General features: G+C 69.7%; 24 protein-coding genes. 11 read left to right on the forward strand and 13 right to left on the reverse strand.

The features are described from left to right. Positions 1–847 precede the first annotated feature (847 nt). The 9 genes from CEK66_RS07230 (at position 848) to CEK66_RS07270 (ending at position 13,155) form a co-directional block, all read left to right on the forward strand. On the forward strand, positions 848–2,212 hold the full coding sequence (locus CEK66_RS07230; protein ID WP_152236412.1) for an aspartate aminotransferase family protein: 1,365 nt from the start codon (positions 848–850) through the stop codon (positions 2,210–2,212). A gap of 91 nt (positions 2,213–2,303) precedes the next feature. Next, positions 2,304–3,425 (forward strand): polyamine ABC transporter substrate-binding protein, encoded by a 1,122-nt coding sequence (locus CEK66_RS07235; protein ID WP_152236413.1) that lies wholly within the window; start codon positions 2,304–2,306, stop codon positions 3,423–3,425. Between the two features lie 580 nt (positions 3,426–4,005). Continuing rightward, on the forward strand, positions 4,006–5,274 hold the full coding sequence (locus CEK66_RS07240) for an HlyD family secretion protein (protein WP_152236414.1): 1,269 nt from the start codon (positions 4,006–4,008) through the stop codon (positions 5,272–5,274). Next, the gene (locus CEK66_RS07245) at positions 5,271–6,848 is read left to right on the forward strand and encodes a DHA2 family efflux MFS transporter permease subunit (protein ID WP_152236415.1); all 1,578 of its coding nucleotides are present in this window, start codon (positions 5,271–5,273) and stop codon (positions 6,846–6,848) included. The genes CEK66_RS07240 and CEK66_RS07245 overlap by 4 nt, the downstream gene beginning before the upstream one ends. Positions 6,849–6,861: 13 nt before the next feature. Continuing rightward, complete coding sequence (locus CEK66_RS07250; protein WP_193312596.1) at positions 6,862–8,364, forward strand: efflux transporter outer membrane subunit; 1,503 nt, start codon at positions 6,862–6,864, stop codon at positions 8,362–8,364. A gap of 174 nt (positions 8,365–8,538) precedes the next feature. Further along, positions 8,539–9,681 (forward strand): polyamine ABC transporter ATP-binding protein, encoded by a 1,143-nt coding sequence (potA, locus tag CEK66_RS07255; RefSeq protein WP_017912269.1) that lies wholly within the window; start codon positions 8,539–8,541, stop codon positions 9,679–9,681. Next, complete coding sequence (locus CEK66_RS07260) at positions 9,678–10,640, forward strand: ABC transporter permease subunit (protein WP_152236417.1); 963 nt, start codon at positions 9,678–9,680, stop codon at positions 10,638–10,640. Before potA ends, CEK66_RS07260 begins: the two co-directional genes overlap by 4 nt. Then, entirely contained in the window at positions 10,637–11,488 is an 852-nt protein-coding gene (locus tag CEK66_RS07265; protein WP_017908176.1) for an ABC transporter permease subunit, read from the forward strand. Before CEK66_RS07260 ends, CEK66_RS07265 begins: the two co-directional genes overlap by 4 nt. Before the next feature lie 302 nt (positions 11,489–11,790). Further along, on the forward strand, positions 11,791–13,155 hold the full coding sequence (locus CEK66_RS07270; protein ID WP_152236418.1) for an NAD-dependent succinate-semialdehyde dehydrogenase: 1,365 nt from the start codon (positions 11,791–11,793) through the stop codon (positions 13,153–13,155). 173 nt (positions 13,156–13,328) lie between these two features. On the opposite strand, the gene CEK66_RS07275 is transcribed toward CEK66_RS07270, so the two are convergent. The 11 genes from CEK66_RS07275 to CEK66_RS07325 form a co-directional block, all read right to left on the reverse strand. Further along, entirely contained in the window at positions 13,329–14,324 is a 996-nt protein-coding gene (locus CEK66_RS07275) for a magnesium and cobalt transport protein CorA (RefSeq protein ID WP_017908178.1), read from the reverse strand. A 49-nt stretch (positions 14,325–14,373) separates the two neighbouring features. Beyond that, entirely contained in the window at positions 14,374–15,663 is a 1,290-nt protein-coding gene (locus tag CEK66_RS07280; protein ID WP_225851564.1) for a DUF4105 domain-containing protein, read from the reverse strand. Next, positions 15,660–16,541: a transporter associated domain-containing protein gene (locus CEK66_RS07285; protein ID WP_026144230.1), complete on the reverse strand. Its 882-nt coding sequence runs from the start codon at positions 16,539–16,541 to the stop codon at positions 15,660–15,662. Before CEK66_RS07285 ends, CEK66_RS07280 begins: the two co-directional genes overlap by 4 nt. 110 nt (positions 16,542–16,651) lie before the next feature. Further along, on the reverse strand, positions 16,652–17,233 hold the full coding sequence (locus tag CEK66_RS07290; protein ID WP_152236430.1) for a hypothetical protein: 582 nt from the start codon (positions 17,231–17,233) through the stop codon (positions 16,652–16,654). Between the two features lie 240 nt (positions 17,234–17,473). Further along, complete coding sequence (locus CEK66_RS07295; protein ID WP_152236419.1) at positions 17,474–17,968, reverse strand: hypothetical protein; 495 nt, start codon at positions 17,966–17,968, stop codon at positions 17,474–17,476. A gap of 53 nt (positions 17,969–18,021) precedes the next feature. Further along, positions 18,022–18,507 carry an rRNA maturation RNase YbeY gene (gene ybeY / locus CEK66_RS07300; RefSeq protein WP_017908182.1) on the reverse strand — a complete coding sequence of 162 codons (486 nt, stop codon included), beginning with the start codon at positions 18,505–18,507 and terminating at the stop codon, positions 18,022–18,024. Between the two features lie 53 nt (positions 18,508–18,560). Further along, complete coding sequence (locus CEK66_RS07305) at positions 18,561–19,316, reverse strand: hypothetical protein (RefSeq protein WP_152236420.1); 756 nt, start codon at positions 19,314–19,316, stop codon at positions 18,561–18,563. Between the two features lie 236 nt (positions 19,317–19,552). Next, positions 19,553–20,119 (reverse strand): hypothetical protein, encoded by a 567-nt coding sequence (locus CEK66_RS07310; protein WP_152236421.1) that lies wholly within the window; start codon positions 20,117–20,119, stop codon positions 19,553–19,555. After that, the gene (locus CEK66_RS07315; RefSeq protein WP_148828102.1) at positions 20,116–21,102 is read right to left on the reverse strand and encodes a PhoH family protein; all 987 of its coding nucleotides are present in this window, start codon (positions 21,100–21,102) and stop codon (positions 20,116–20,118) included. Before CEK66_RS07315 ends, CEK66_RS07310 begins: the two co-directional genes overlap by 4 nt. A 356-nt stretch (positions 21,103–21,458) precedes the next feature. Beyond that, entirely contained in the window at positions 21,459–21,902 is a 444-nt protein-coding gene (locus CEK66_RS07320) for a hypothetical protein (protein WP_152236422.1), read from the reverse strand. Beyond that, positions 21,899–22,396: an OsmC family protein gene (locus tag CEK66_RS07325; protein WP_152236423.1), complete on the reverse strand. Its 498-nt coding sequence runs from the start codon at positions 22,394–22,396 to the stop codon at positions 21,899–21,901. Before CEK66_RS07325 ends, CEK66_RS07320 begins: the two co-directional genes overlap by 4 nt. A gap of 71 nt (positions 22,397–22,467) precedes the next feature. Between CEK66_RS07325 and CEK66_RS07330 the strand changes: the two genes are divergently transcribed. Next, positions 22,468–23,133: a winged helix-turn-helix domain-containing protein gene (locus CEK66_RS07330; protein ID WP_043092373.1), complete on the forward strand. Its 666-nt coding sequence runs from the start codon at positions 22,468–22,470 to the stop codon at positions 23,131–23,133. Between the two features lie 17 nt (positions 23,134–23,150). On the opposite strand, the gene miaB is transcribed toward CEK66_RS07330, so the two are convergent. Then, entirely contained in the window at positions 23,151–24,575 is a 1,425-nt protein-coding gene (gene miaB / locus CEK66_RS07335; protein WP_152236424.1) for a tRNA (N6-isopentenyl adenosine(37)-C2)-methylthiotransferase MiaB, read from the reverse strand. Between the two features lie 69 nt (positions 24,576–24,644). Continuing rightward, positions 24,645–25,262: a glutathione S-transferase gene (locus tag CEK66_RS07340; RefSeq protein ID WP_152236425.1), complete on the reverse strand. Its 618-nt coding sequence runs from the start codon at positions 25,260–25,262 to the stop codon at positions 24,645–24,647. Positions 25,263–25,338: 76 nt separating this feature from the next. Between CEK66_RS07340 and CEK66_RS07345 the strand changes: the two genes are divergently transcribed. Then, on the forward strand, positions 25,339–26,313 hold the full coding sequence (locus CEK66_RS07345; protein WP_152236426.1) for a WYL domain-containing protein: 975 nt from the start codon (positions 25,339–25,341) through the stop codon (positions 26,311–26,313). Positions 26,314–26,397 lie beyond the last annotated feature (84 nt).

Below are 26,397 nucleotides of genomic sequence, written 5' to 3' on the forward strand. Positions count from 1 at the left end.
AATTTCCCCCCACAACCGCTCCCGGACACCGATAACCACGGGTCGCTGGGGGGGGGCTGTCTCTTGGCTTCTGCTCCCGCTTCATCTTTGGCTGTTGCTGTTGCTGTTGCTTTTGCTTTTGACTTACCGGGTTCCCTTCCGAAGCGGCGGCCATCGCGGGGAAACACCCGAAGGGCGGCGTACATGGATGTACGCCGTCCGCGGCAGGGGCAGGATGCCCCTTCCGCGGATCCCCGTGATGGGCGCGGACCCGGAGCGCGCAGCGCGGAGGGCGCGAAGGCAGGGCGCGCTTTCTTTTGGTTACCTTTTCTTTGCGCGAGCAAAGAAAAGTAACTCGCCCGATAGGGCGAAAGCCTTTGCTGTTGCTTCAAGCTTGAGTGTCAGAAGAGAAGAACTGTAGGGGCGGCTTGAGTCGCGACAAACATGACTGATCGCCTCGGTCGCGGCTGAAGCCGCTCCTACAATTTGGCCATGGCGGAAGCATCCTCAAAAGCAAAGCTTTCGCCTGGCGGCGAGTCACTTTTCTTTGCTTGTGCAAAGAAAAGTAACCAAAAGAAAGCACACCCTGCCTCGCGCCCTCCGCGCTAACGCGCTCCGGGTCCGCGTCCGTGCCGGGGATTCGCGGAAGGGGCATCCTGCCCCTGCCGCGAACGGCGCACATCCATGTGCGCCGCCCCTTCGGGGTTTTTCCCCGGCACGGCCGCCGCTTCGGAAGGGAACCCGGTAAGGCAACAGCAACAGCAACAGCAACAGCAACAGCAAGAGCAACAGCAAGAGCAGCAGCAAGAGCAGCAGCAAGAGCAAAGCTTGGCCGCGTTGCGGCCTTGGTACCGACATTGGAGTGGACATGGACCGGATCGACACGCGCGCCCTGCAGGACCTGGATGCCGCGCACCACCTGCACCCGTTCAACGACAACGCCGCCCTGGCGCAGAAAGGCACCCGCATCCTCACCCGCGGCGATGGCGCCTACGTCTGGGACGCCGACGGCAACCAGTTGCTGGATGCCTTCGCCGGCCTGTGGTGCGTCAACGTCGGTTACGGGCGCAAGGAACTCGGCCAGGCCGCCGCGCGGCAGATGGAACAGCTGGCGTACTACAACAGCTTCTTCCAGTGCACTACCGAACCCACCATCCGCCTGGCCGCCAAGCTCGCCGAACTGGCGCCCGGCGACCTCGACCATGCCTTCTTCACCAACTCCGGCTCCGAGGCCAACGACACCATCCTGCGCCTGGTGCGGCATTTCTGGGCCGTGCAGGACCAGCCGCAGAAGACCATCTTCATCGGCCGCCACGACGGCTACCACGGCACCACCATGGCCGGCGCCAGCCTCGGCGGGATGAAGGGCATGCACCGCCAGGGTGGCCTGCCGATCCCGGACATCCACCACATCGATCCGCCGTACTGGTTCGGCGACGGCGGCGACATGGATCCGGAGGAATACGGGCTGCTCGCCGCGCGGCGGCTGGAGGACAAGATCCTGGAGCTGGGGCCGGAACGGGTGGCCGCGTTCATCGGCGAGCCGATCATGGGCGCTATCGGCGTATATATCCCGCCGCGCAGCTACTGGCCGGAGATCGAGCGCATCTGCCGCCGCTACGACGTGCTGCTGGTCGCCGACGAGGTGATCTGCGGCTTCGGCCGCACCGGCGAATGGTTCGGGTCGCAATACTTCGGCTTCCAGCCGGACGTGATGACCATCGCCAAGGGCATCACCTCCGGCTACATCCCGCTCGGCGCGGCCATGTTCGGCACGCGCGTGGCCACGGTGCTGAAGGAGCAGGGCGGCGAGTTGGCGCATGGCTGCACCTATTCCGGGCACCCGGTGTGCGCGGCGGTGGCGCTGGAGAACCTGCGCCTGCTGCAGGACGAGGGCATCGTCGAACGCGCGCGCGGCGAGATCGCGCCGTACCTGGCGCAACGCTGGGCCGAGCTGGGCGAGCACCGGCTGGTGGGCGAGGCGCGCATCGTCGGCATGATCGGCGCGCTGGAACTGGTGCCGGACAAGCCGCGCCGGCAGTACTTCCCCGAGCGCGGCAAGGTCGGCGCATTGTGCCGCGACAACGCGCTGCGCCGCGGCCTGATCCTGCGCGCCACCAACGACGCGATGTTGCTGTCGCCGCCGCTGATCCTCAGCCGCGCCCAGGTCGACGAACTGTTCGACAAGGCCTGGCTGGCGCTGGAGGATACGGCCCAGGCGCTGGGCAAATAGCCCGGCGCTGGGTAGTCTGGAACGTCCACCCCGGATCCGGCGCGCGGCGCCGATCCTCCCCCTCTTGCCCATGGACCTGCGGAGACCTGCCATGACCTTGCGACTGCTCACTCTTTCCCTGGCCACGGCGCTGCTCGCCGGCTGCGGCGGCTCCGGCGGTGACGCGGACAAGGCGGGGCAGGGCGAGGCGAAGGTGCTCAACGTGTACAACTACTCGGACTACATCGCCGAGAACACGATTCCCGACTTCGAGAAGCAGAGCGGGATCAAGGTCACCTACGACGTCTTCGACAGCGACGAGATGGTGGAGACCAAGCTGCTGGCCGGCGGCAGCGGCTACGACGTGGTGGTGCCGACGCTGAACTTCTTCGGCCGGCAGATCCAGGCCGGCGTGTTCCTGCCGCTGGACAAGAGCAAGATCCCGAACCTGGCCAATCTCGATCCGCAGATCATGCAGCGCATCGCGCAGCAGGATCCGGGCAACAAGTACGGCGTGCCGTACATGGTCGGCACCACCGGCATCGGCTACAACGTGGACAAGGTCAAGGCCGCGTTCGGCAGCACCGACATCGCCAACAGCTGGGACCTGGTGTTCAAGCCGGAGAACCTGTCCAAGCTCAAGGACTGCGGCGTGACCCTGCTGGACACGCCCTCGGACCTGATCCCGATCGCGCTGCACTACCTTGGCGAGGATCCGCACAGCACCGATCCGGCCAAGATCGAACAGGCCGCGGCGCTGATCAAGCGCATCCGCCCCTACGTGCAGAACTTCCACTCCTCGCAGTACGTGACCTCGCTGGCCAACGGCAGCACCTGCCTGGCGGTGGGCTGGTCCGGCGACATCATCCAGGCCCGCGACCGTGCCGAGGAAGCCAAGAACGGCGTGCACGTGGCCTATTCGATCCCCAAGGAAGGCGCGCCGCAGTGGTTCGACATGCTGGCCATCCCCAAGGACGCCAAGCATCCGGAGAACGCCTACGCGTTCATCAACTACCTGCTGACGCCCAAGGTGGCCGCGGCCAATACCGACTTCATCCACTACGCCAATCCGGTGCCGCAGGCGACCCCGCTGGTGGACGCGGCGATCCGCAACGATCCCACCATCTATCCGCCGCCGGACGTGGCCGCGAAGATGTTCACCTATTCGATCAACCCGCCCGAGGTGGACAAGCTGTACACCCGCCTGTGGACGGAGATCAAGACCGGCCGTTGAGCCGCCGGCGTTGCGGTCCGGGTAAGGCTTTGCGGGTTGCCCCGGACCGCTATCGCGCTGCGCTTGCCCGAGCGGCCAGGGGGAGCGTAAGCGGCTGTTGTGGGAGGGACTTCAGTCCCGACGCGATGCTGCCTGGGACGCATCGCGTCTTCGCCCGTCGCGGCTGAAGCCGCTCCTGAAATTTTTTGCCGGTGCACGCAGGCACCGCGCCGGCACGCTCTCCCGGTTGAGCTCGGAGCCAGTAACACCCTCTCCCGCAGGAGCGGCTTCAGCCGCGACGGGCCGTCCCGATCGCGCCCCGTCGCGCGGCCGAAGGGCGCCCCGACACATCGCTCCCCCCCCATCGGGATGAGAGACCGGGGACATCGCTCCCTCGGCCAAGCGGCCGGGTCGGGCGCCGCACAGCGTCCGCCATCGCGGCGGCGCCGCAGCGCCACCGCCACCGCCACGCCGCGCCGCGCCGCGCTCACGCACTCTGTACTCACCGGTACAAATAATGCGCCGGCTGGCGTACGCTACCGTTTGGTGGCGTCGCCGTTCCGACCCGGCGACGTTCTTCCTCTCCCCAGGAATCAGCGACTTGAGCAACCACGACCCAGACTCCTCACAGGCGCCGCGGCAGGCCGCCGCGCGCGATGCCCACGCCGGCCAGGGCCAGTCCGGCTCGCCCCGGGACGACAAGGGCCATGACAGCAAGGGCCAAGACGACGACGGCAAGTCCGACACGCCGTCGCCGCTGAAGAACCCCAAGGTCAAATGGACCCTGCTGCTGATCGGCCTGCTGGTGGTGATCGGCCTGGTAGTGTGGCTGATCTATTACCTCACCACCGGCCGCTACCTGCAGGAGACCAACAACGCCTATCTGCAGGCCGATACGGTGGCGGTGGCGCCGCGGGTCAACGGCTACGTGACCGCGGTGTATGTGCGCGACAACCAGAGCGTGGCCGCCGGGCAGCCGCTGCTGGAGATCGACCCGCGCACCTACCGCGCCACCCTGGAGCAGGCGCAGGCGGCGATCGCGGTGCGCCAGGCCGACATCGCCGCCGCCGAGGCCGGGCTGCAGGCGCAGCGCGCCAGCCTGCTGCAGGCGCGCACCCAGGTCACTGCCGCCGCCGCCAGCCTGCGCTTCGCCCAGGGCGAGGCCAAGCGCTTCGGGCCGTTGGCCGCGTCCGGCGCCGACACCCACGAACACTACGAAAGCATCGTCCACGACCGCGACCGCGCGCAGGCGCAGTTCGACGCGGCCAAGGCCCAGGTCGTCGCTGCGGAGAGCCAGGTGCAGGGCACCAGCGCCAAGCTCGACCAGGCCCGCGCCGGGCTGGTGCAGGCGCAGGCCGACGCCGCGCAGGCGGAAGTGGCGGTGGAGGACACCCGCCTGACCGCGCGCATCGCCGGCCGCATCGGCGACAAGACCGTGCAGGTCGGCCAGTTCGTCGCGGCCGGCACCCGGTTGATGAGCGTGGTGCCGGTGGACGCGCTGTACCTGAGCGCCAACTTCAAGGAAACCCAGGTCGGGCTGATGCGGCCGGGGCAGCCGGCGCGGATCGAGGTCGATGCGCTGTCCGGGGTGGAGCTGGACGGTGTGGTCGAGAGCATCGCCCCGGGCACCGGGTCGCAGTTCGCGCTGCTGCCGCCGGAGAACGCCACCGGCAACTTCACCAAGGTGGTGCAGCGGGTGCCGGTGCGGATCCGCCTCAAGGCCGGCGCCGAGGCGCGCAAGGTGCTGGTGCCGGGCATGTCGGTGACGGTGACGGTCGATACGCGAAGCGCCAAGGACGCCAAGGAGCGCGTGGAGGAAGAGGACGCGCAGGGCCAGGATACGGTCGCCCCGCGCGGGCGCACCCCGTGAGCGAAGCGGCCGCGGCGGCCGGCGCGCAGGCGCCGGGCAAGGCCGACACCGGGGCCTGGCTGGCGGTGGCCGCCGGCACCATCGGCTCGTTCATGGCGACGCTGGACATTTCCATCGTCAACGCCGCACTGCCGACCATCCAGGGCGAGGTCGGCGCCAGCGGCACCGAAGGCACCTGGATCTCGACCTCCTACCTGGTCGCCGAGATCGTGATGATCCCGCTGACCGGCTGGTTCGTGCGCACCCTCGGGCTGCGCAACTTCCTGCTGATCTGCGCGCTGCTGTTCACCTTCTTCTCGGTGGTGTGCGGGCTGTCCAGCAGCCTGACCATGATGATCCTCGGCCGGGTCGGCCAGGGCTTCGCCGGCGGCGCGCTGATCCCCACCGCGCTCACCATCGTCGCCACGCGCCTGCCGCCGGCGCAGCAGACCCTGGGCACGGCGCTGTTCGGCATGACCGTGATCCTGGGCCCGGTGATCGGGCCGCTGCTGGGCGGCTGGCTCACCGAGAACGTCAGCTGGCACTACGCGTTCTTCCTCAACGTGCCGGTCTGCGCCGGCCTGGTGGCGCTGCTGCTGCTCGGGCTGCCGCACGAGCGCATGTATCTGCGCGGGCTGCTCGACGCCGACTGGCTCGGCATCTTCGGCCTGACCGCCGGACTGGGCGCGCTGACCGTGGTGCTGGAAGAAGGCCAGCGCGAGCGCTGGTTCGAATCCACCGAGATCGTGCTGCTGAGCGTGGTGTCGCTGGTCGGCTTCATCGCCCTGGTCGGCTCGCAATTCCTCAGCCGGCAGCCGGTGATCCGCCTGTCGATCCTGCTGCAACGCAGTTTCGGCGCGGTGTTCGTGATGGTGATGGCGGTGGGCATGATCCTGTTCGGGGTCATGTACATGATCCCGCAGTTCCTGGCGGTGATCTCCGGCTACAACACCGAGCAGTCCGGCTACGTGGTGCTGCTGTCGGGCGTCCCCACGGTGCTGCTGATGCCGATGATGCCCAAGCTGCTGACCACGGTGGATGTGCGCGTGCTGGTGCTCGGCGGGTTGAGCTGCTTCGCCGCGGCCTGCTTCGTCAACATGCACCTCACCGCCGAGTCGGTGGGCATGCATTTCGTGGCCGGGCAGCTGCTGCAGGGCTGCGGGCTGGCGCTGGCGATGATGTCGCTCAACCAGGCGGCGATCTCCTCGGTGCCGCCGGACCTGGCCGGCGACGCCTCGGGCCTGTTCAATGCCGCGCGCAACATGGGCGGCTCGATCGGCCTGGCGCTGATCTCCACCTTCCAGGAGCGGCGCATGGTGTTCCATACGCAGATGCTCGGCAGCGGCACCACCGCCAATTCGCCGCTGGCGCAGGACTACCTGCACGGCATCGCCGCGCAACTGCAGTCGGTGTCCGGCGCCGGCGCGGCGATGCAGTCGCTGGCGCAACTGGCGCGGCTGGTGCAGCAGCAGGCCCTGGTGATGACCTACAACGATCTGTTCTGGATCTTCGGGGTGATCGTGGTCTGCACGATCCCGCTGGCGTTCCTGCTCAAGCCGCTGCCCAAGGGCGGCGCTCCGCTCGCGATGCATTGAGGATTCCATGGCCCTGCGTTTCTCCCGCGTTCTCGTCGCCGCCGCGCTGCCCTCGCTGCTGTCGGCCTGCATGCTCGGCCCGGACTACGTGAAGCCGCCGCCGGTGGCCGAGGCGGCGCTGGCGCAGCCGCGGCTGCACCGCGCCGATGCCACGGCCGCGGCCGCCGGCGTGGTGCCGGCACCGCCGCCGCAGCGCTGGTGGGACACCCTGCAGGATCCGCAGTTGACCATGCTGGTCGAGCAGGCCCTGCAGCACAGTCCCAACCTGCGGGTGGCGCAGGCGCGCCTGCGCGCCTCGCGCGCGCTGGTCGACCAGCGCCACGCCGAGCAGTTGCCCAGCGTCGGAGCGACGGCCGCCTATCTCAACGCGCGCGCGCCGGATGCGCTGACCGACCGCCTGGGCAGCATCGCCGCCGGCACCGGCCAGCCGGTGGAGATCGATCCGCGCGCGCAGCTCTACAGCGTCGGCATCGATGCCAGCTGGGAACTGGATTTCTTCGGCCGCCGCCGCCGCGCCAGCGAGGGCGCACTGGCCGATGCCCAGGCCGACGAGGCCGACCTGGCCGACACCCAGGTGCAGATTGCCGCCGAAGTGGGGCAGGCCTACCTGGGCTACCGCAGCACGCGTGCGCGCATGGCCGTGGCCCAGCGCAACCTGGAGGCTGCCCGGCAGACCCTGCAGCTGACCCGGCAGCGCCGCGAGCGCGGCGCCGACGCCGACCTGCAGGTGGAACGCGCGCAGGCGCAACTGCAGCAACAGGAAGCGGTACTCCCGGACCTGCAGGCGCAGGCGCAGGTGGCGCTGGACCAGTTGGCGCTGCTGATCGGCCGCGAGCCCGGCGCGCTCGATGCCGAACTGGCCGCCGACCGGCCGTTGCCGACGCTGCCGGCGACGGTGCCGGTGGACGATGCCGGCGCGCTGATCCGGCGGCGCCCGGACGTGCGCCGCGCCGAGCGCCAGCTGGCCGCCTCGTCGGCAAAGATCGGCGAAGCGCTGACCGCGTATTTCCCGCAGGTCACGCTGCTGGGAAATATCGGCATGGCCGCGACCTCGCCGGGCGATCTCGGCCGCGACGCCGTCAACAGCGTGGTGGCGCCGTTCCTGCGCTGGTCGATCTTCGATTTCGGCGGCACCCGTGCCAAGGTCGAGCAGGCCCGCGCCGGCAACGCCGCGCGGCTGGCCGCCTACGAAGGCACGGTGCTGGCCGCGCTGCAGGATGCCAACGGCGCCCTGGCGCGGTTCGGCGCCGCGCGCCAGCAGGCGCTGGCCGCGGACAAGGCCGCGGCCTCGGCCGATCGTTCCGCCGCGTTGCTGCAGCAACGCTATGCCGCCGGCGCCTCGTCGCTGATCGATGCGCTGGACGTGCAGCGCCAGCAGGCTTCCGCCCAGGACAGTGCACTGCAGGCGCATACCCAGGTGCTGCTGCGCTACGTGGCCTTGCAGAAGAGCCTGGGCCTGGGCTGGGCGGCACCGGAGGCGCCGGCGTCCGCGCCAGCGCCAGCCACGGCGCAGTAAGCGCGCGCCGCTTCTGCGAATCCCCAATCCCGACTCCCGAATCCCGCGCCGCCGCGCGGCGTGGCCGCCGCGGTATCGCCGACGCGGCGCCCACGGCTACACTGAGACTCACCGCGCCGTGGTCGCCGCCGCAGCGGCGCTCCGCACGACGGCGTGCTTCACGGGGAATCAGCGATGGCGTTGAGCGAAGCGAGAACCGACCATCTGCCGGCACCGCCGCCGGCCAAGGGTGCCGGCTATGTGTCCATCGCCGGTCTGCGTAAGGAATTCGACGGCTTCGTCGCGCTGGACGACATCGACCTGGATATCGGCCAGGGCGAGATCTTCGCGCTGCTGGGCGGTTCCGGCAGCGGCAAGTCGACGCTGCTGCGCTGCCTGGGTGGATTCGAGCAGCCCAGCCGCGGCCGCATCGTGCTCGACGGCCAGCCGCTGGATGGGCTGCCGCCGTACCAGCGCCCGCTCAACATGATGTTCCAGTCCTATGCGCTGTTCCCGCACATGAGCGTGGAGCAGAACATCGCCTTCGGGCTGAAGCAGGACGGCCTGTCGCGCAGCGCCATCGCCAGCCGTGTCGGCGAGATGCTGGAGCTGGTGCGGCTGGGCACGCTCGGCAAGCGCAAGCCGCACCAGCTCTCCGGCGGCCAGCAGCAGCGCGTGGCGCTGGCGCGCTCGCTGGCCAAGCGGCCGAAACTGCTGCTGCTGGACGAGCCGATGGGCGCGCTGGACAAGAAGCTGCGCTCGCAGATGCAACTGGAGCTGGTCTCCATCATCGAGACCTCGGGCGTGACCTGCGTGATGGTCACCCACGACCAGGAGGAGGCGATGACCATGGCTACGCGCATCGCGCTGATGGAGCAGGGCCGCATCCGCCAGGTCGGCACGCCGGGCGACATCTACGAGTCGCCGAACAGCCGTTTCGTCGCCGAGTTCATCGGCTCGGTGAACATGTTCGAGGGCCGCATCGGCGAGGACCATCCCGACCACGTGACCGTGCTGTGCCCGCAGTTCCCGGTGCCGATCTACATCAGCCACGGCATCACCGGCGTGGAAGGGCAGGAAGTGGCGTTCGCGGTGCGTCCGGAAAAGGTCTGGATCACCAAGGGCGAACCCGAGCAGACCTACAACAAGGCGCGCGGCACCATCGAGGACATCGCCTATTTCGGCAGCCACTCGATCTTCCACGTGCGTCTGCCCAGCGGCATCCGCGTGCAATCCAACTTCGCCAACCAGAAGCGCTGGGACAGCGAAGGCATGACCTGGGGCGACACGGTGTGGGTGTCGTGGGACGACAACGACGGCGTGGTGCTGACCGCATGAGCGCGCCCGTCGTCCCGGTGCCGCCGCAACCGACGCCACGGTTGCGCCTGCAGCAGCGCTTGCGCCTGGGCTCGCTGCCGGCGCTGCGCTGGCTGGTGATCGCCGCGCCGTACTTGTGGCTGCTGCTGTTCTTCGCGATCCCGTTCCTGATCGTGCTGCGCATCTCCTTCGCCGAACAGGCGATCCGCAGCCCGCCGTACAGCGAACTGCTGCAGGTCCGCGACGGCGTGCTGACGCTGAAGCTGACCCTGCAGAACTACCTGGCGCTGTTGCGCGACCACCAGTACATCGAAGCCTACTGGGGCTCGATCAAGATCGCCGGCATCTCCACCGCGCTGACCCTGCTGATCGGTTACCCGATGGCCTACGCGATCGCGCGGCTGTCGCCGTCGGCGCGAAACATCGCGATGATGCTGGTGGTGCTGCCGTCGTGGACCTCGTTCCTGATCCGCGTCTACGCCTGGATCGGCATCCTCGACAGCAACGGCGTGCTCAACCGGGCGCTGCTGGCGCTGGGCCTGATCGATGCGCCGCTGCACATCCTCTACACCCCGGTCGCCGCCTACATCGGCATCGTCTACTGCTATCTGCCGTTCATGGTGCTGCCGCTGTACGCGACCCTGGTCAAGCTCGACCAGCGCCTGCTCGAGGCCGCCTACGATCTCGGCGCGCCGCCGTGGAAGGCGTTCCTGACCGTGACCCTGCCGCTGTCGCGGCCGGGCATCGTCGCCGGCTGCATGCTGGTGATGATCCCGGCGGTGGGCGAGTTCGTGATCCCGGAGATGCTCGGCGGCCCGGACACGCTGATGATCGGCCGGGTGCTGTGGGGCGAGTTCTTCAACAACCGCGACTGGCCGACCGCTTCGGCGGTGGCGATCGCGATGCTGGCGCTGCTGATGGTGCCGATCCTGATCTTCAACCGCTACCAGCAGCGCCAGCTCGAAGGCGGTCAGGCATGAGCGGCGCGCGCGGCGGCATGGGCAGGGTATTGCGCTGGACGGTGCTGGGCGCCGGCTTCGCCTTCCTGTACCTGCCGATCCTGCTGTTGATGGTGTATTCGTTCAACGCCTCCAAGCTGGCGACGGTGTGGGCCGGCTTCTCCACCAAGTGGTACGGCGAACTGCTGCGCGACCGGCAGATCCTGCAGGCGGCGTGGATCAGCCTGAAGGTGGCGTTCTGGACCGCTACCGCGTCGATGGTGCTCGGCACGCTGGCGGCGATGGCGATGACCCGCTTCCGCCGCTTCCCCAGCAAGAGCCTGTTCGGCGCGCTGGTGACCGCGCCGCTGGTGATGCCGGAGGTGATCATCGGCCTGTCGATCATGATGATGCTGGTATCGATGGGCGGCGTGCTCGGCATCCCGCCCAAGGGCGTGATGGCGATCTGGGCCGCGCATGTCACCTTCACCCTGTCCTTCGTCACCGTGGTGGTGTCCTCGCGCCTGCAGGAACTGGACCGCTCGCTGGAAGAGGCGGCGATGGACCTGGGCGCCAACCGGCTCAAGGTGTTCTTCCTGATCACCGTGCCGATCATCGCCCCGGCGCTGGTGTCGGGCTGGCTGCTGGCGTTCACCCTGTCGCTGGACGACGTGGTGATCGCCAACTTCGTCGCCGGCCCGGATTCGACCACGTTGCCGATGACCGTGTTCTCGTCGGTGCGCATGGGCCTGAAGCCCAAGATCAATGCGCTGGCCACGCTGATGGTGCTGGCGGTGTCGATCGCCGCCGTCGTCGGCTGGTGGCTGATGGCGCGCAGCGAGAAGCGCCGCCAGCGCGACATGCAGTTGGCGCAACAGCAGGGGGGATGATGTGCGCTGCTTTTCCGTGGAGCGGCGTCAGCCGCGACACGCATTGCCGGTAAGGCCTGTCGCGGCTTAAGCCGCTCCCACAGGATCTTGCGGCGGGCTTGCCTGGTGCACTGTGGGAGGGACTCCAGTCCCGACGCATTGCGCCATCGGAAAGCACGGCGCGTCGCTCCTGGCTGCTGCATGACAGTCGACTCACACAGGCCACGCGGAACACTGTGAGCCATCGCGCTGTATGGCATCGCCACGTCGCCGCAACGTCCACGGCGCTAGGCTGGCCGGACACTTTTCCAGGAGTCCGCGCGATGCCTTACGACACCGTCAATCCGGCCAATGGCCAGGTCGAATACAGTCTCGAGCTGATGGATGCCGCCGCCGTCGAACAGCGCCTGGCCGCTGCGGCGCAGGCGTTCCCGGGCTGGGCGGCGACGCCGCTGGAGCAGCGCGGCGCGCTGCTGCGCAAGGTCGGTGCGCAGTTGCGCGAACAGCGCGACGCGATCCAGCGGGTGATGACCGCGGAAATGGGCAAGCTGCGCAAGGAGGCGCTGGCCGAACTCGACAAGTGCGCCGCCGCCTGCGACTACTACGCCGAGCATTCGGCGGACTACCTGCGCGAGCAGGCGGTGGCCACCGATGCGCAGCGCAGCTACGTGCGCTACGAGCCGCTGGGCTGCGTGCTGGCGGTGATGCCGTGGAACTTCCCGATCTGGCAGGTGTTCCGCTTCCTGGCGCCGGCGCTGATGGCCGGCAACGTCGCCCTGCTCAAGCACGCCAGCAACGTGCCGCGCTGCGCCGACGCGATCCGCAAGGTGCTGGCCGACGCCGGCGTGCCGGACGGGGTGTTCGACGTGCTGCACATCGACAACGACCAGGCCGCCGAGGTGTTGCGCGATGCGCGCGTGGCCGCGGTCACCCTGACCGGCAGCGAGCGCGCCGGCCGCTCCATCGCCGCCAATGCCGGTGGGCAGCTGAAGAAGTGCGTGATGGAGCTGGGCGGCAGCGACGCCTTCGTGGTGCTGGACGACGCCGACCTGGACGCCGCCGTGGCCGCGGCGGTGAAGTCGCGCTTCGACAACGCCGGGCAGACCTGCATCGCGGCCAAGCGTTTCGTGGTGGTGGAGGCGATCGCCGACGAATTCGTGCGCCGCTTCGTCGCCGCCGCGGCCGAGCGTCGCCTCGGCGACCCGCAGGACGAGGCGACCACGCTGGCGCCGATGGCGCGCCAGGACCTGCGCGACGAACTGCACAAGCAGGTGCAGGCCAGCATCGCCAAGGGGGCAACGCCGCTGCTCGGTTGCGAACCCGAGCGCGGCAGCCACGCCGGCTATCCGGCGTCGATCCTCGACCAGGTGGCGCCAGGCATGCCGGCCTACGACGAGGAACTGTTCGGCCCGGTCGCGGCGATCCTGCGCGTGGCCGACGAAGCCGAGGCGGTGCGCGTGGCCAACGACACCACCTTCGGCCTCGGCGGCAGCGTCTGGACCCGTGATCGCGCCCGCGGCGAACGCGTGGCCTGCCAGCTGCAGTGCGGCGCCGCCTTCGTCAACGCCATCGTCAAGAGCGACGTGCGCCTGCCGTTCGGCGGCATCAAGCGCTCCGGCTTCGGCCGCGAACTGGCCGAGCATGGCATCCATGAGTTCATGAACATCAAGTCGGTGTATGTGGCGTAAGGCAGGGAATTGGGAGTAGGGAATGGGGAATGGGAAAAGCGGCGGCGCCCGATGGGCGCCGTCTGTCACGGATGATTGCTGCACGCCGATGGTTACAGCACTGCCTCACGTGAGCGGCGCGCTGTCCATTCCCGATTCCCGTTTCCCCATTCCCGCCGCCGCGACGCGGCGGCTCACAACCACCTCGCCCGCTTGAACGCCACATACAGCGCCACGCATACCGCGGCGACGCCGCCGACCATCAGCGGGTAGGCCCAGGGCCATTCCAGTTCCGGCATCTGCTTGAAGTTCATGCCGTACCAGCTGGTGATCAGGGTCGGGGCGGCGAGCAGGGCGGCCCAGGCGCCGAGGCGCTTGACCGTCTCGCCCTGGGCCAGGGTGACCAGCGACAGGTTCACGCTCAGCGCGGTGCCCAGCATTTCGCGCAGGGTGTCGATGGCGTCGTTGGTGCGCACCGCATGGTCGAGCACGTCACGCACGTACAGCCGCACTTCCTCGGCGATCAGCGGGCCGGGGTGGCGCTTGAGGTGCGCCAGCACGTCCTGCAGCGGCGCCACCGCCAGACGCATCTGGTTGAGTTCGCGCTTGAGTTCGTACAGGCGGATCGCGGTGTCGCGCCGATACGACTCGGCGAAGATGTCGGCCTCCAGCCGTTCCAGGCTCTGCCGGAAGGCGTCGAGGATCGGCTGGTAGTTGTCCACCACATAGTCCAGCACCGCGTACAGCGCGTAGGACGGGCCCAGTTTCATCAGCGAGGCCTCGCGTTCCAGCCGCTCGCGCACCGGCGCGTAGGGCAGCGAGGCGCCGTGGCGCACGGTCAGCAGGAAGCGCGCGCCGAGGAAGGCGTGGGTTTCGCCGTAGACGATGCGTTCGTCGATCACCTGCGCGGTGTGCACCGCCAGGAACAGCGAGTTGCCGAAGGCCTCGACCTTCGGCCGCTGGTGCGCCTTGCGGGTGTCCTCGATCGCCAGTTCGTGCAGCTGGAACTCCTCCTTGAGCTGCTGCAGCACCGCGTCGCCGGGTTCGTACATGCCGACCCAGACGAAGCCGTCGTCGTGGCCGGCCAGCACGTCGCTGATCTGCTCCAGGGCGATGTCGTGGCGGCGGCCGTGGCCGTCGTAGTGCACGCAGTTGATGACGCAGGCGGGATTGGCGGTCGCGGAGGCCATGGCGGGAGTGGGTTCGGCGGAGGCGCGCGTGGCGAGTGGCGCGACGGTATCAGGGCTGCGGGCGAGGGCGGGTGAGCGCCCAGGCCAGCGCCGCGTGCACCGGCAGCAGCAATGCGATCCATTGCAGGTTGAATTGCGGCTGCAGCATCGACAGCCAATGGATCAGCAGCGCGGCGCCGGCCAGCGCCACCACCAGCCACAGCAGCACGTCGAACCAGCGTCCGGGGCGGCGCCCGCGCAGCACGGCAATGCCGCCGACCAGCAGCGGCAGGCACAGCGGATCCAGCAGCAGCAGGTTGCGGTTGCCCCAGGCGGCACGATGCTCGCTGAAGCCCCACAGGTACAGCAGGACCGCGCCGCCGAGCGCGCACAGCAGCCAGAACGGCAGCGCCAGCGCGGCCAGCCAGCGCGGGCGGCGGCCCAGCGCCAGCACCCCCGCCGCCGCGACCAGCCCGACCAGCAGCCACGGCCACCAGTGCCGCAGCTGTTCCGGCGGCTCCGGCGGCAGCCGCTGCGGCAGCAACTGCTGGCGCGTCTGCACCAGCGGGCGGCCTTCGCTGTTGCGCACCTCGCTCAGGCTCTCGGCCAGGCGCATCGGCACGAACGCCTCTTCCCAGCGCGACAGCGGTTTGTCGGCGTACGGGCCCAGGCCCAGGTCGAAGCCCAGCCACATCCACGGTGCCGGCGAGGCCAGGCGCACCGATTCGCTGCGGTAGGTATTGCCGCGCGAGCGGCCCGACAGTTGCGCGTGCAGCGCGCCGCCCATGGCCCGGTCCAGCGCGTCGCGGACCATCGTGGCGCAGTTGGCGGTGTAGTAGTCGTAGCGGTAGCGCGCGTTCTCCGGGCGCGCGCGCCAGGCCAGCGCCTGCTGCAGCGCGCGTGCCTGCGCCGGGGCAAGGTCCAGCCACTGGATGTCGACGCCGCGGCCGGCTTCGCGGTATTGCTCCAGATCCTCCTGCAGCGGCAGCGCGACCAGGTAGTAGCGCATGTCGCCGGCGGCGAAGCGGCCGACGAAGCCCGGTTCGCTGGGGTCGAAGAAACCGAAGTTGTACGAGGTGGCCTGGCCCGTGCGCGGGTCGAGCACCACGATGGCGTCGTGGCCGAAGCGCTCGAAGAACACTTCGCCGGGCTGCATCGTGGCCACGCCGATGCGCGGCGCCGGGTCGCTGGCGTCGGCGGTCGCAGCCGCGTCGGGCGCTGCGGGCGCCGCTGCGGCCAGCGGCGGCGGTGCCGCCGGATCCGCAGGCGCGGTCTGCGCGAAGGCCAGCCCGGTCCACAGGGCCAGCAGCATTCCCAGCCAGCAGGCCGCGCGCATGCGCGGCACGCGGTGCGTGCTCAAGCGCCGTCCTGCGCGGGAGGCGGCAGGATGGTGACGTGGAACGCCTGCACCCGGCGCGCGTCGGCCTTCGCCACACGGAACGCGAATCGGCCCAGGGTCAGTTCCTCGCCGGTCTCGGGCAGGTGCCCGATCGCCTCGGTGACCAATCCACCGACGGTGTCGTAGTCGTCGTCGGGGAAGTCGGCGCCGAAGCGCTCGTTGAAATCCTCGATCGGGGTCAGCGCATCCACCACGTACTGGCCGTCGGCCTGTGCGGCGATCAGCGAGGCCTCGTCCTCGGCGTCGTCGTGCTCGTCGTCGATGTCGCCGACGATCTGCTCCAGCACGTCCTCGATGGTCACCAGCCCGGCCACGCCGCCGTACTCGTCGACCACGATCGCCATGTGGTTGCGCGAGAGCCGGAACTCCTTGAGCAGCACGTTGAGCTTCTTCGACTCGGGAATCAGCACCGCCGGGCGCAGCAGTTCGCGCACCGTGCCGGGACCGTGGTCGGCGACCACGCCGCGCAGCAGGTCCTTGGCCAGCAGGATGCCGAGGATGTCGTCCTTGTTCTCGCCATGCACCGGGAAGCGCGAGTGGCCGGATTCGACCACCTGCTTCATCAGGTCGAGGAAGCGCGACTCCACCGGCAGCGACACCATCTGCGCGCGCGAGACCATCACGTCGCCGACGGTGAGTTCGGAGACCGACAGCGCGCCCTCCATCATGCGCAGCGTGTCGGCGGCGATCAGGCCATCGTGCTGCGCGTCGCGCAGCACCTCGACCAGATCGTCGCGGGTGTGCGGGTCGCCGGAGAACACCGAGGTCAGGCGTTCCAGCCAGCCGCGACGTTTTTCGTGGGATTCCGGGGAGGTACTACTCGGTCCGTCTTCTGACATGTTCTGTGGGTAGGCGCCCGGTCGAACGGGCGGTAGCCGCAAGTCTAGCAGGGCGCTCGCGACAGCATCGCGACGTCGGCCGCCGGTGCCGGCGGCCCGCCGGCGCGGGTTCAGCCGCCCTTGGCCGGCGTGTGCAGCGCGTCCGGTGCCGGTGCCGCGCCCGGCTCCTCGGGCAGGTCCAGGCTGTAGCTGCAGCCGGCCAGGGTCTTGCCGGGATGCGATTTCACCGTGGACACGCTGAGGATGATCGACTCGATCATCGGCTCGCCGGTCTTGGGATCGTGGACGTCGCGGCTGAGCACTTCGCGGCCGAACATGGCCTTCTCCGGTGTGTCCACCGCCGCTTCCAGATTCAGGCGCTTGGCCAGCGGCCGCGGGTCGGGCAGGTCCAGGATCGCCATCACGCTGGCGCCGGAGAAGGCGATGCGCTCGCTGCTGTAGCCGAACACCTGGATCGGCCTGGTCAGCGCGTACTCGGTCATGAACAGGTTGGACTGCGGCAGCGGCCGCCAGCCGTGCGCGACCGCCTTCAGCGGATCGGCCAGCAGCGGCGCCAGTGCGGTGAAGTCGGCCACGTGCTGGCGGCATTCCAGCAGCGCCGGCAGGTCGATGGCCGGATCAGTCGCAGCAGCGGCGGAAGGCGCAGCAGGTGCGGCGAGCGCCGCGGGGACGGCGCAGGCGAGCGCGAACAGGACGAGCGAATGACGGATCAACGCACGGAACCTCGAAGAAAAGCGGGGCTGCGGCGATCGCCGCGCGGCCACGTTACCCTCGGCGCCTGCGCTTGACCAGCGCGGGACGACACCGGGGTCGAGACGCTGCTGTGGTCTCGCCTTTGCGAGGGTGTTGCCGCAGCGTCGCAACGGCGCTTTCGTCCATTCCAGATGGGCAGCGTGCGGCTGGTATTGGCAAGGCAGGACGGACGAGCCCGATTACCTAGCCGAGGAATTCGGTTCGGATACGTTGGTCGAGCGCCGCGCCTGCCGCAGCCATTGCCATGCGTTAGGCAGGGTCAGCAATCCGGCGACGAGGAACAGCAGCGACAACGCCAGCAGTGTGTTGTTGGCATCGACATGCCGGCGCAGGCCGGACAGGCACTGCCACGCCGCGAACGCCAGCGGGCACAACAGGGCCACGCGTCCGGCGCGCACCGGGATGCGGATTGGTTCTGCGCCTGTGCGGTGCCGGCTCTGGTACAGCCAGCGCCAGGCGCTCGGGGTGGTCGCGAGCACCAGCAGGGTCAACAGGCCCAATGCTGCCTGATTGGGCGCGGAAAGGACGCCGCTGCCGCCGAACGTGGGCGCCGGCCGGATCAGGCCGAGGTAGACGTGGCAGCACAGGGCGATCGTCCAGACCAAGGCGGCGATGCCGTGACGGCGCTGCGACGCGCTTGCCTGTCGGGATTGCGGGGCGGTGGGTGCATCCATGCGTGGCGATCTCCTGCGGAAGACCAGAAGAGTGCCGTGTCGGCGTCGCTGGATCAACGCTCGCCAGCGTAGGGGTCGGAGACGCCGAGGTCGGCCAGGATCTCGCGCTCCAGTTGCTCCATCGCCTCGGCTTCCTTGTCGTCCTCGTGGTCCCAGCCGAGCAGGTGCAGCACGCCGTGTACGGTCAGGTGCGCGTAGTGCGCGTTGAGCGGCTTGTCCTGCTCGGCGGCCTCGCGCGCCACCACCGGTGCGCAGATCACCAGATCGCCGAGCAGCGGCAGCTTGACGCCCTTCGGCAACCCCTCGGGCAGTTCGGCCGGGAAGCTGAGCACGTTGGTGGCGTAGTCCTTGCCGCGGTAGTGCTGGTTGAGGGCGCGGCCTTCGCGGTCGTCGACCAGACGGATCGCCAGGTCGGCCTCGCGGATGCGGCCCTTCAGTGCCGCGGCGACCCACTTGCGGAAGCTCGGCGCCGCCGGCAGCCCGGCGCGGGGCAGGGCGTAGCTGACGCCGACATCGAGACGGACGGGACCTTTGGTCATGGCGGAACGGCCGGGTGCTGCGGTGGGAGCCACAGTATCGCGCTAACGCGCGCTCAGGGCGACGCCCAGTCGCCGGCGTCGTAGGCGATCTCGATCACGGCGGCATTGCCTGCCGCGCGGTCGATGCCAGCGTCTGCGGCGGATTTGCTGCAGTTGAAGCCCTGGTAGAGGGTGCTCTGGCGGACGAGCTGCAGTGCCGCCTGTTCCGGCTTGCCGTTCGGGTCGATCTGGATGGTCGGTGTCGCGCAGCCGCCGACATTGGTCACCTGGATGGCGGGCACAAGCGCGCGCGCCGCCTGGTCGGCGAGGGTGTCGAAGGCATCCGGTCCGATGTCCTGCGCAGCGGCCGACACGCGCACCTTGAAGTAGTAGAGCTGTTTGTAGAACAGATAGCCGTTGGAGCGGGCCGGTGCATCCTCCGGGTCGAGGCGCAGTTCCATCCGCAGCTTTTCTCCGGGCACACGTTGGGCCTCGGCGATCGCCGCGACCAGCGCCTTGTCCAGGGCGCTGGCGGCCTTCGGCGCCGGTTCGACGACGATGCCCAGCTCGAATCGTTGCGCGCCCAGTTCGTGCAGTTCCGCGTAGGTGCCGCCGGAGACCGCTGCGGCCAGATCGGCACGGAAGCCCGCCATGCCGTCGGCGATGGCCCGCGCCGATTCCTTTTGTCCGGCGGGATAGACGAACACGTTGATGGTCAGTTCCGGATGGTCTTTCAGCACGTAGAGGAAGCCGGCACCGGCGGCCTTGGCGGCCGGGTCGTACTTGCTGCTGCGCAGGCTGAAGTCGCCCACGGTGCCGGGAGCGACCACGTAGCTGGTTTCGACGAAGGGCCGCGCGGGCGTTGCTGCTGGCGGCGCGGCCGTGGCGGCAGCCGCTGGCGCGGCGCAAGTGGCCAGGATCGGCCAGAGCAGACAGGCGAACGACGACGATCACTGGAACATGGCACCTCCCCGTGCACGGCAGCAGCATCGCAGTGTACGTCGGTCACTGCCGCGTGGTGCGTGCGGTCGCTACGGAGTGCCGCGACAGGCGCGCAGCAGCAGGCTCAAGTCACGCATGCGACCAGGAACAGCAGCGGGGTCTTTTCGTCGTCGACGCGGTAGGCCAGGCTGCCCATCGGGCCTCGCTGGCATTGCGTATTGTCGCGCCGGATGTCCACCGTGGCGGCGAAGCGCCCCGACGCGGGCAGCCACACCGCGGCCTGGCCGTGTTCGAGCAGTTGGCCGACGAGGTAGAGGCTGTCCGCTGGCACCTTTGCGTAGGCCAGCGCATTGCAGCCGAAGCGGTCGCGCGTCACGCCGGCGCCTTCGGCCGCATCCAGCAGCGCCTGCGCCCTGGTGCCGGCGATCCAGGCCAGGCGTTGCGCTTCGTTGCCGTGCGGCGCAGTCGGCGAAGTACGGGCGATCGCCGCGGCGCGCTCGAGCACATCGCGCTGCAGGCCGATGCTCGCGGTGTCCTGCACGATCGACACGCACGGCGCGGTCAGCGATTGCGCCAGGGCGACGCGCTGCGGCGCCGGATCCTGCGCTGGCGTCTGCTCAGGCGTGCGGCCGCCGGCACTGCCGGCCAGGCCGAGCAGCGTTCCCAGCAGCGCCGGCCAGTGCCGGATCATGCGGACGGGCCGCTGGCGCGGTCGACCACGTCGCGCTTCTCGTAGGCGTTGACGATGCGCGCCACCAGCGGATGCCGGACCACGTCGCGCGCCTCGAAGAAGGTGAAGCTGACTCCGTCCACCTCGTGCAGCACTTCGACGGCATCGCGCAGGCCGGACTTGACGTGCTTGGGCAGGTCGATCTGGGTCAGGTCGCCGGTGACCACCGCGGTGCTGCCGAAGCCGAGGCGGGTCAGGAACATCTTCATCTGCTCGATGGTGGTGTTCTGCGCCTCGTCCAGGATCACGTAGGCGTCGTTGAGGGTGCGTCCGCGCATGTACGCCAGCGGCGCGATCTCGATGACGTTCTTCTCCAGCAGCTTGACCACCTTCTCCACGCCCAGCATCTCGTACAGCGCGTCGTACAGCGGGCGCAGGTAGGGGTCGACCTTCTGGGTGAGGTCGCCCGGCAGAAAGCCCAGCTTCTCGCCGGCCTCCACTGCCGGGCGCACCAGGATCAGCCGCTGTACCCGCGATTCGTTCAGCGCTTCCACCGCGCTGGCCACGGCCAGGAAGGTCTTGCCGGTGCCGGCCGGGCCGATGCCGAAGTTGATGTCGTGGGTGGCGATCTGGTGCAGGTACTTGGCCTGGTTGGCGCCGCGGCCGCGCACGGTGCCGCGCCTGACCTTGATCGCCACGTCCTGCGGCTGGTACGCGCGCTGCGTCACCTGGTCGACGTTGGACTGGTTGAGCCGCAGGTGGATTTCCTGGTCGTCGAAGGCGACGTGGTCGGCCTCGGCGTACAGTGCCTGCAGCAGTCGCTCGGCCGCCGCCACCGCCGGCTCCGGCCCGGTCACCCGGTACACGTTGCCGCGGTTGGAGATCTCCACGCCCAGGCGCAGTTCGATCTGCCGCAGGTGCGCATCGAACGGGCCGGCCAGGTTGGCCAGGCGCTCGGTGTCGGCGGGATCCAGGGTGAAGTCGCGTTGCGCGGGGGTGGTCATGGCGGGCGCGCGCCGCCAGCGGCGACGTCGAAAAAAAGAGGGGCGCAAAGGGTAGCGCGCGGCGCGTAGCCGGGCCAGTGAAGGGCGCGCGGCGGCGACGTCGGCGTCGGCCCGCCGGTGCGGTCGAGGTACGCCTTGCGGATCTGCAGGCGCACGTGCCCCGCCACCGCCCGGACCTGCGCGCCGCGGCAATGGCAACGTTGTCCACAATGCATGTGGATCGATTGTCCAAAAGCCTGTGGACAACCGCGCGAACGCCTTGCCACGCAAGGCGCCGCCCTGTGCTGGCGAAAAAATCGCACCCGTGCGGCCGGCGATGCATCCGTGGCAACGGCGTTCGTCTTTTCCGGGATCGGTTATGACGTGCCTTGGCGGCGATCACCATCGCCAGCGCCGTCTAAACACCGCGCGTCGCGCGCCTGCATCCAGGCGTCCGCAATCGCGCGTGCACCGGCGGGGTCGTCCACGACCAGGATCAGGTGCCCGTGGTGGTCGCTGTACTGCACGGCGATGTTGATGCCGGCGGCGCCGAGCATGCCGGTCAGCAGGCCGAGCTGTCCCGGCGTGTCCTGGTCCAGGCGCAGGCTCACCACCGGGTGTTCGGCGGCCACGTGGAAACCGTGCGCGCGCAAGGTCTCGCTTGCCGGTGCGGCGGCATCGAACAGGAAGTGCGCGACCGCGCGCCCGTCCACGCGCCACACGCCGCCGCCTTCGATGCTGATGCCGGCCGCGCCGAGTGCCTGGGCCATGGCGGACAGGGCACAGGGGCGGTCTTCGAGGTGGATTTCGACGTCCTTCATCGCGCGGCCTCCGGCGGCTCGCCCGGGCGCACGATCGTCGCCTCGCAACGCACCGGCATGGCGCAGCTGTTGGCGATGAAGCACTGCGCGTGGGCCTGTGCGTGCAAGGACTGTGCGCGGTGCGCGTCGCTGTCCGTCGCGATGGTAACGCGCGGCGCCAGCGCCACCTCGCGAAAGCGTCCGCCGTGGCCGGGGCGCATCTCCAGCCAGCCCTGGGCCTGGTCCTCGTAGGCCAGCACCTGGATGCCGGCATGCGCGCACAGGGCCAGATAGGTGAGCATGTGGCAGGCGGCGAGAGCGCCGACGAACAGATCTTCCGGATTGTGCAGCGCCGGGTCGCCGAGGAAGAGCGGGTCGGCGCTGCCGGTCAGCGTGGGTTTGCCGGGAACGGTCAACGCGTAATCGCGACCGTAGTCGCTGTAGTCGACGGTGCCGCCGCCGCGGTTGCCGATCCAGTGCAAGTGCGATGTGTAGTGGTGCAGCGTGTCGGTCATGCGTCTGCCTCGTGTGGGGAGCAGGCAAGGTAGGCGCCAGCGTGGCGGCATGCTTCGTCTAGAATCGAAGCATGAGCGAGGACACCCTGCTTGCACGTGCCGCCTTTCTGCTCGGCGACCCGGCGCGCAGTCGCATGCTGGCGGCGTTGATGAGCGGACAGGCGCGCACTGCCAGCGAACTGGCGCTGGACGGCGCGGTGGCGCCGTCGACTGCGAGCCGGCACTTGTCGCAACTGGTCGACGCCGGCTTGCTCGCGGTGGCGCGCCAAGGGCGACACCGCTATTTCCGTCTGGCCGGCGCAGACGTCGCCGCGGCGGTGGAGGCGATGATGGGACTGGCGCCGCCGCCGATGACGCGGCGGGTCGGCCCGGCGGATCCCGGTCTGCGCCGGGCGCGGGTGTGCTACGACCACCTTGCCGGCGAACTGGCGATCCGCTGGCGCCAACAGATGGAAGCGCGCGGGCATCTGCTGTGCAGCGACGGCATGGCCTTGAGCGCATCCGGCGCCGCCTGGTGCGCGGCGATCGGCATCGACGTGGCGGCGCTGCGTGCGTCGCGGCGGCCGCTGTGCCGGCCGTGCCTGGACTGGAGCGAGCGCCGCGACCACGTTGCCGGTGCGCTGGGCAGTGCCGTGCTCCGGTATCTCTTCGACACCGGCCTGGCCCGGCGCGTGCCGGATTCGCGGGCGGTGCAGATCGGCCCGCGCGGCGAGCGTTTCCTCAGCGCGCTCGACTAGCGCGCGCCCGGCGCCGCTCAGGCCGCGGCGTCGTCCTCGGCCAGGCGCAGGCGGCCGCGCAGCGAATTGCTCAGCGCCTCGGTGATCGTCACCTCGACGAACTGGCCGATCAGGCGCGGGTGGCCGGGAAAGTTCACAGAGCGCATGTTCTCGGTCTTGCCGGTCAGTTCGGCCGGGTTCTTCTTCGACGGCCCTTCCACCAGCACGGTCTGCACGCTGCCGATCATCCCCTGCGAGATCTGCTGCGCATGCGCGTTGATGTGCGCCTGCAGCCGCGCCAGCCGCGCGTGCTTGACCGCCTCGGGCGTGTCGTCTTCCAGGTCGGCGGCGGGCGTGCCCGGGCGCCGCGAGTAGATGAAGGAGAAGCTCTGGTCGAAGCCCACGTCCTCGATGAGCTTCATGGTCTTGTCGAAGTCGGCGTCGCTCTCGCCGGGAAAACCGACGATGAAATCCGAGCTGATCGAGATGTCAGGACGCACCGCGCGCAGCTTGCGGATCTTCTGCTTGAATTCCAGCGCGGTGTAGCCGCGCTTCATCGCGCTGAGGATGCGGTCGCTGCCGGCCTGTACCGGTAGGTGCAGGTAGTTGGCCAGCTGCGGCACGTCGCGGTAGGCCTCCACCAGCGAGTCGCTGAATTCCAGCGGATGCGAGGTGGTGAAGCGGATGCGGCCGATGCCCTCGATCTGCGCGATGCTGCGGATCAGCAGGCCCAGGTCGGCGACCTGCGCTTCCTCGACGGCCTCGGCGTCGGCGTAGGGGCCGCGGTAGGCGTTGACGTTCTGGCCGAGCAGGTTGATCTCGCGCACGCCTTGCGCGGCGAGTTGTGCCACTTCCACCAGCACGTCCTCGAACGGGCGGCTGATCTCCTCGCCGCGGGTGTAGGGCACCACGCAGAACGAGCAGTATTTGGAGCAGCCTTCCATGATCGACACGAAGGCTGAAGGACCTTCGGCGCGCGGCTCCGGCAGGCGATCGAACTTCTCGACCTCGGGGAAGCTGATGTCCACCTGCGACTTGCCCGATTCGCGGCGCGCGCGGATCAGTTCCGGCAGCCGGTGCAGGGTCTGCGGGCCGAACACCAGGTCCACGTAGGGCGCGCGCTTCACGATCGCCTCGCCTTCCTGCGAGGCCACGCAGCCGCCGACGCCGATGATCACCGGCTTGCCGCCGGCCTTCAGCGCCTTCCAGCGGCCGAGCTGGCTGAATACCTTCTCCTGCGCCTTCTCGCGGATCGAGCAGGTGTTGACCAGGACCACGTCCGCTTCTTCGGGGTTGTCGGTCAGCTCCAGGCCCTCGGACGCGGCGAGCACGTCGGCCATCTTGGCCGAGTCGTACTCGTTCATCTGGCAACCGTGGGTCTTGATGTACAGCTTGCCGCGCACCGGCGCGGGTGCGGCGGCGGTGCCGGCGGAGGGCAGGGGATGCAGGACAGTCCCGGGCATGGCGCTTAATCCAGGCGGGTGGAAAGGAAGCCGGCTAGTTTACCCCTGCCTGCGCGCCAGCGCAGGACGCTAGCCCGCGGCGGCATCCACCGCCAGCGCGCGCTGCACCGCCGGCCGCGCCGCCATGCGCGCGGCGTAGGCGCGGGTCGGCGCCGGCGGGTCGAGCAGGCCGAACGCCAGCATCCAGCCCAGCGCGCTGCCCCACAGCACGTCGGCGGCGCTGCAGCGCGCGCCGAGCAGGTAATCGCCGCGCGCCAGTTGCGCGTCCACCACCGCCAGCACGGTATCGCAGTCGGCATAGGGCGACATCGCCCGCGGTGGCGGCTCGCGCTTGAGCGCGCGGTCGACCAGGGCCGGCTCGAAGCAGGCGCCGTAGAACGCCAGCCAACGCAGGTAGGGGCCGCGCAGCGGGTCGCCGATCGGCGGTGCCAGCCCGGCCTCGGGATACAGGTCGGCCAGGTAGGGGTAGATCGCGCCCTGCTCGGTCACCACCGCGCCGGCGTGCACGATCGCCGGCACCTTGCCCATCGGGTTGATCGCCAGGTAGTCCGGCGCCAGTTGCGCCTGCCGGTCGAAGTCGATGCGCTCGATGGCGTAGTCGGCGCCCAGCTCCTCGAGCAGGATCAGCACGCCGCGCGAGCGCGAATGCGGGTTGTGGAACAGGGTGATGTGGCGGTCGCTGGTCATGGGCGGCTCCTGGCTGGTCGGTGCGAACACCCTAGACCCCATTGCGGACAGATCCTGTCCGCAATAGCGTGCGCCGATGTCATCGCCCGCCGCCCGCCTGTTGCGCCTGGTCGCCCTGCTGCAGACCCGCCGGCTGTGGTCCGGCGCCGAGCTGGCCGCGCGGCTCGGCGTGGACCGGCGCAGCCTGCGCCGCGACGTGGAGCGGCTGCGCGCGCTGGGCTACGCCGTGGAGGCCACGGCCGGGATCGGCGGCGGGTACCGGCTGGCGGCCGGCGCACAGATGCTGCCGCTGCTGTTCGAGGAGGACGAGGCGGTGGCGGTCGCGGTGGCATTACGCGCCGCCTGCGCCAGCATGGCCGGCCTGGAGGACACCGCGGTGCGGGTGCTGGCCAAGCTCGAACCGCTGCTGCCGACGCGGGTGCGGCAGCGCGCCGAGGCCTTGCAGGGCGCGACCCTGGCGCTGGGCCAGGACCCGCTACGGCCGGACACGCGGGTACTGATCGGGGGCGCCAGCGCCTGCCGCGACCGGCGCCTGCTCGGCTTCGCCTACCGCGACCATTCCGGGCGCGCCAGCGAGCGGCTGGTCGAGCCCCTGCGCCTGGTCAACGCCGGCCGCCGCTGGTACCTGCTGGCCTGGGACCGCGATCGTGCCGACTGGCGCACCTTCCGCGCCGAACGCATCCTGCCGCCCCTGCGGCTCGGCGCGGCGGTGGCGTTGCGCCTGCCGCCGCAGGAACCGGCGGCCATGGTCGACGCGGCGATCCGCTACAGCCCGCAGGCGATGGGTTTCGCCCTCAGTGTGCGGCTGCGTGGCAGCGCCGCCGAGCTGGGGGCGCGCATTCCACTGTGGTGCGGCACTCTGCAGGACGAGGCCGAAGGCCACTGCCGGCTGTCGCTGCTGGCCGACGCCGTGCCGTGGCTGGCGGCGCAATTGCTGACCATCGGCGTGCCGTTCGCAGGTCTGGAGGCCACGGCCGAGGTGCGGACGGCGCTGCGCGGGGCGCTGAACGCGTTGCTGGAGCAGGTGCCGGAGCCGGCACCGGTGGAGTAGGTGATACGGACGGGGAGGGCGCACTGGCCGCCCGGCGCTGCTCCGGCCCCGGGCGGTGCGGACTTGGCAAGCGGCGGGGAAGTT

This window comes from Xanthomonas sp. LMG 12460 (assembly GCF_009192895.1).
Taxonomy (GTDB): Bacteria; Pseudomonadota; Gammaproteobacteria; order Xanthomonadales; family Xanthomonadaceae; genus Xanthomonas_A; species Xanthomonas_A sontii.